Source organism: Clostridium sp. (assembly GCF_032552055.1).
Lineage (GTDB): Bacteria > Bacillota > Clostridia > Clostridiales > Clostridiaceae > Clostridium.
The window spans coordinates 1-5,445 of sequence record NZ_JAWGSV010000210.1; the positions used below are offsets into that span (position 1 = coordinate 1).

General features: G+C 25.1%; 7 protein-coding genes. 5 read left to right on the forward strand and 2 right to left on the reverse strand.

All coding sequences use genetic code 11. The features are described from left to right. From E6248_RS12415 to E6248_RS12435, 5 genes are all read left to right on the forward strand, one after another. A partial coding sequence (locus tag E6248_RS12415) for an ATP-binding cassette domain-containing protein (protein WP_316341113.1) occupies nucleotides 1-702 on the forward strand: 702 nt, incomplete at its 5' end. Beyond that, nucleotides 696-1,442, forward strand: coding sequence for an ABC transporter permease (locus E6248_RS12420; RefSeq protein ID WP_316341114.1), 747 nt, complete (start codon nucleotides 696-698; stop codon nucleotides 1,440-1,442). The genes E6248_RS12415 and E6248_RS12420, both read left to right, overlap by 7 nt. A gap of 12 nt (nucleotides 1,443-1,454) precedes the next feature. After that, nucleotides 1,455-2,168, forward strand: a complete 714-nt coding sequence (locus E6248_RS12425) for an ABC transporter permease (RefSeq protein ID WP_316341115.1) — start codon at nucleotides 1,455-1,457, stop codon at nucleotides 2,166-2,168. Between the two features lie 48 nt (nucleotides 2,169-2,216). After that, nucleotides 2,217-2,921 carry a response regulator transcription factor gene (locus E6248_RS12430; RefSeq protein WP_316341116.1) on the forward strand — a complete coding sequence of 235 codons (705 nt, stop codon included), beginning with the start codon at nucleotides 2,217-2,219 and terminating at the stop codon, nucleotides 2,919-2,921. A gap of 1 nt (nucleotide 2,922) precedes the next feature. Further along, complete coding sequence (locus tag E6248_RS12435; RefSeq protein WP_316341117.1) at nucleotides 2,923-4,317, forward strand: HAMP domain-containing sensor histidine kinase; 1,395 nt, start codon at nucleotides 2,923-2,925, stop codon at nucleotides 4,315-4,317. A 78-nt stretch (nucleotides 4,318-4,395) separates the two neighbouring features. Here the strand turns inward: E6248_RS12435 and E6248_RS12440 are convergent, their stop codons facing one another. Beyond that, nucleotides 4,396-5,136: a hypothetical protein gene (locus E6248_RS12440; protein WP_316341118.1), complete on the reverse strand. Its 741-nt coding sequence runs from the start codon at nucleotides 5,134-5,136 to the stop codon at nucleotides 4,396-4,398. Nucleotides 5,137-5,240: 104 nt separating this feature from the next. Next, complete coding sequence (locus E6248_RS12445; protein WP_316341119.1) at nucleotides 5,241-5,420, reverse strand: hypothetical protein; 180 nt, start codon at nucleotides 5,418-5,420, stop codon at nucleotides 5,241-5,243. Nucleotides 5,421-5,445 lie beyond the last annotated feature (25 nt).

Sequence of the window (5,445 nt, forward strand, 5' to 3'; positions counted from 1 at the left end):
GAAGAAATATTAAGTGATATAGGAGCTTTAGTTGAGAGTCCATCATACTATGGGCATTTAACTGCTTATGAAAATCTAGAGATATTAAGACGAGTTCTTAATTTGAATAGAGAAGAAATAGAAGATAAATTAAGATTAGTAGGTCTTTGGAATGTAAGAGATAAAAAGGTTAAAGAATTTTCATTAGGAATGAAGCAAAGATTAGGAATTGCAGAGGCCCTTATGGGAGATCCAAAACTTTTGATATTAGATGAGCCTACTAATGGATTAGATCCAGCAGGAATAATAGAAATCAGATATTTAATTAAAAAGTTAGTTAAAGAAAAGAATATAACAATTATAATATCAAGTCATATATTAAGTGAAATAGAATTAATAGCTACTGAAGTGGCAGTTATAAATAAAGGCAAATTATTATATCAAGGGTCTTTAGAAAATCTAAAGAAAAATTCAAGTAATGAAGTAATCATAGGTTTAGAAAATTATAAAGTTAAAGAAGAAGTAATTAAATTACTGTCTGCAAGAGGATATAAAGCATTAGAAGAAGGAGAAAAGCTAAAAGTTAAAGGGAGTAATTTGACTGCCTCAAAAATTTGCAAGGAACTAGTTATGGCTGGTTATGATTTAAATTACTTATCTCAAGAAAAAAGTTCTTTAGAGGAGATATTCTTAGGATTAACTAAGGAGGAAGAGTTATGTTAATGAATTTAATAAAAAATGAGTTTACTAAAGGAAAAAGAAACTTAGTTATTTTATTTGTTTTAGCAGTACCTATTGGAGTAGCTATTCTTTTATGTGTAGATTTCCTTATAAGGTATGAAAGTTGGCTATTACCTCAATCTATTGAAAAGGGATTAACTTCTTGGCAAGTATTAATTAAAGAACAACGAATTCTATATTTTAATGATTATATGCCTATGTTTTCAGCATTAATATTAAGTACTTTATTTGAAAGTGAATATAGAAATAATTCATGGACATTCTTATTAACTAAGCCTATAAAAAGAAGGGATGTTTTACTTTCAAAATATATTGTTGCAAGCTTTTATTCAGTAGTGATGCTAATATTAAATGTTATTTCATTGATAGTAGTTGGAGTGATATTTAAGTTTAAGGAACCTATCCCATATAAGTTTTTTACTATTATGTTTTTTGTTCAATTAATATCCTCCTTAGTGATAATGTTAATACATTTATTTTTGAATATAAAAAATAAAAATTTATTAGTATCGATTGGAATTGCTGCAGTATTAAGTATTGTATCTACCAATATTTATCATAATGATTATTTTATTAAATATTTTAATCCATATGGATTCTCATTATTTTCAATAACTCAAGGAAAAAATGAGCTTTTAACACTATTTATTATTTCAGTGTTAATCTTATTTATAGTACCTAAATCAATAACAAGATATTTTAATAATAAAGAAATTTATTAAGGAGTGATATATATGGAGTTGTTTAAAGTAGAATTATTAAAATTAAAAAGAAGTTCCTTATTAAGTTTAGGCTTAATCTTCCCGATAATAATAGTTATTTTTACATTTAGCAAGGTATCAGGAATGGAGAAGATTGCTGAGTTAGGCCTTAGTGAAGGATTATATATGTTTTCTTCAATAGCCTTTATAACTTTATTTTTACCGCTTTATATCATATATGTTGCTTGCATGGTAACTAAAGTAGAGAATGATAATAATGGTTGGAGAGGATTAATGTTATTTCCTATTAAGAAAACTAGTATTTATCTATCTAAATATAAGGTTATGTTATCATTATTAATTATTTCTACTTTATCTTATATAGTTTCATTAAATATTTCATTATTTATTTTAGGAAATAATTTTAATTTTATGTTAGACTCAATGAAATATCTGCTGCAGATTATTACAACAACACTACCAATAATAACTTTACTTTTTATAATAGGAAGAAGGTTTATAAGTATAATACCAGTAATAACTACAGGAGTTATAATGCTTATAACTAATATTTTTATAGCTCAAAGTAAATTTTGGATTTATGCACCATGGACATATTCTATGATGATTTCTGGAGGAGCTATAACTTATAAAGAAAGATATATTGTTTTAGTAGTTTCTATCATTTTATCATTAATAATGTTTGCTATTGATTTCATTGATTTTACTAAATCAGATATTATATAAAATATGATTATGTTAAAATATAACTAAGAGTTTGGAGGGATTATAACAATGGCTAATAATGAAATATTAGATAAAAAAATATTACTTATAGATGACGAAAGAGAACTTTTAGTTTTATTAAAAGAAGTTTTTGAAAAAGAGGGCTTTAATAATATTTATGAAGCTGATAATGGAATAGATGGTATTTTAAGTGCTAAAGAAAATAATCCGGATATTATAATCTTAGATGTTAACATGCCAGATATAGATGGATATAAGGTATGTGATAGAATTAGAAAGTTTTCTTTATGCCCAATAATTTTTTTAACAGCAAAATCTGAGGATGAAGAGAAGATTAAGGGATTAGAATCTGGTGGAGATGACTATGTTACTAAACCTTTCAATATTAAGGAAGTTGTTCTTAGGGTTAAATCCCAGCTTAAAAGAGGGATGATAAATACTAATCCTAAAAGAAATATATATAGTGTTGGGAATATTTATATAAATGAAGATACAGGTGAAGTCATTAAAAATGGGGTGAATTTATCACTAACAGCAAAGGAATATTCATTAGTTTTATTTTTAGTGAAAAATAAGAATAAGGTATTTAGTAAAACATCACTTTGTGAAAATATATGGGGATATGAGTATGATGGTTATGACAATACAATAATGGTTCATATAAGACATTTAAGAGAAAAGCTAGAGGATAATCCAAGTGAACCAAAGCATATAAAAACTTTAAAGGGGATTGGCTATAAGCTAGTTGATTAATATGAAATTAAAATTGACATTAAGGTATGTTTTATCAATGATTATGGTTTTTTATATTACTATGATTGTTTATACTATTTTAAACATAGTGATATATAAGGGGAATTTCTCCTTTGGTGAGGATGTATTTAACTTATCTTTTAGTACTAGGGATTTTGCACTAGAATATGTAAAAGATTTAGAAGAAGATAATGATTTAAGATTAAGTGATGAAAATATTGATAAATTAATAGATAATAATATTTGGATACAGGTTTTAAATAAAGAAAATAAAGAAGTCTATCAGGCTAATAAACCTGATAAAATACCTATAAGTTATAGTACTTATGAATTAGTAGATTTTATAACAGATCCCTGGGGCAGTAGTGCTCCTACAACTATTACTACTAATAAAGTAGTTAATGAAGGTGAAGAATATATGCTTTTAGTAGGTTTTCCTATAGATAAAGTTTATAGATATAAGATGACATTTACTGATGAAAGTATGTTATATCATTTAAGTATTATAGTTTTTGCTTTAATATTAATGACTATTGTAGCTTATATTTTAAGTAAATATCTAGTTAAGCCAATGGTTTCAGTAGTGGATGATATTAATGATTTAAAAAATGGGCTATATAAAAATAAGCCAATTAAAAATGGCGTTTTTGAAGAAGTAAGTAAAAATATAAATGACTTATCTAATGTATTGAAGGAAAATGAAATAAAACGTAATGAAGTAGATAAAGTAAAAGAAGAATGGATAGCTAATATCACACATGATTTAAAGACCCCTTTAAGTTCTATTAAAGGTTATGCTGAGCTTATTCAAGGAAATGATTACGTAGTAGACATTGAGGAAGCTAAAAAATATAGTAGTCGTATTTTAGATAATAGCAATTATATTCAGGAATTAGTAAATGACTTATCCTTAGTTTATAAATTAAAGAATAAAGTTATACCTATTAATTTAAAGGATGAAAACATTATTATATTATTACAAGAAAATATAATAGACTTATTAAATAATAGTAAATATACAGATAGAGAAATAAATTTCAATTATGAAAATGAAAAAGTAATAGCTCCATGTGATAAAAAGTATTTAAAAAGAGCAATCAATAATATAATAATAAATTCTTTAGAACATAATTCTAAGGAGACTATAGTAAATATAACTTTAATAGAAAAAAGCAGTAATATAGAAATCATAATAGAAGATAATGGTGAAGGTATAAAGGAAGAGGATAAAATTTATATATTTGATAGATATTATAAGGGTGTAAACTCTAACTCTTCTTACAAAGGATCAGGGCTGGGTATGGCAATAGCTAAAGAGATTATTATATACCATAATGGTAGTATTAATATTGAAAGTAAAGTAGGGGTAGGAACTAAAATAATTATAGTTTTATAAATAATAAGCTTCCAGTTAAATATATTATGTAAGAAAAAACGTAATAAGTTAACTTGGAAGCTTTTTTAATTTTAATAATTAAAATTTAGGATCGTATACAAGTTTATAATAGCAGTTACCATCTTTTACAGTTATAACTTCATAGCTATTATCATCAATTTTATTAAAGAAAACCATGTTGTCTTCTATATTTTTTGACAACATATCTTTGATATATCTATTTACTTTTTCATAGTCTAAATCATTAACATCTACAAAAGTAGTTCTAAATTCGTTAAGTTTAGAACTCTTAAAATCAAAAGTACTATCTATATTTTCAATTGAAGCCTTGTATAATATGTCAGAATAAGTTATAACTTCTTTTCCAGGAGTATTTATGCTTAAATCGACATTTAGTCCATTTTCTTCTGTATAGTATTGAGTAGTTTCAGCCCCTGATGCCTTTAAAGCCTCCAATAGTACAATATCTTGACTGTGCTCATATCTTCCTATTTTATCCTTAAGTGGTTCTATGTATTTTAAGAGTAGGGAGTTGTTATCAGAAAAAGTTTTAATTAAGGAGACTCCATCTATATACTTACTTAACATTGTGCTGTTTCTTAAGTCTAAATTAGACACATCTAAACTGTTATCTTTTATTTCAAATTTATCCTTATCTTCGATGATATTTTTAAGAGTATCTTTATTTTCATTATTATCATTTGTTATTTTATTTATTGAAGTATCGTTTTCTATAGGTTTATCTTTAATAATGTATTTACTGCAGCCAATAAAAAATATACTTAAAGTGGCTACCGAAATTAATTTTAATAATTTCAAAAAAATCACCTCTTACAATAAATACCACAAAATTCTTAAAAAGTAAATATTTAAAGGATGATTAAGGGTTTTTGAATGAATAATGGATATATTAATATGCTATTCTAATAAACAATCCAATAGTAAATAACATATATCCAACTTAATAGGCCATGAAAAATAGCCCAAGGGATTGACTTCCAAGCTGTATAAGAAATAACTATTGCTAAGCATGATCCAAAGGTAATTCCTTTATTAATTGTTTTATTTATAACAGTTTTATTAGAAGAATTATTATCACTCATTTAATTTACCTCCTTATATTCTGTC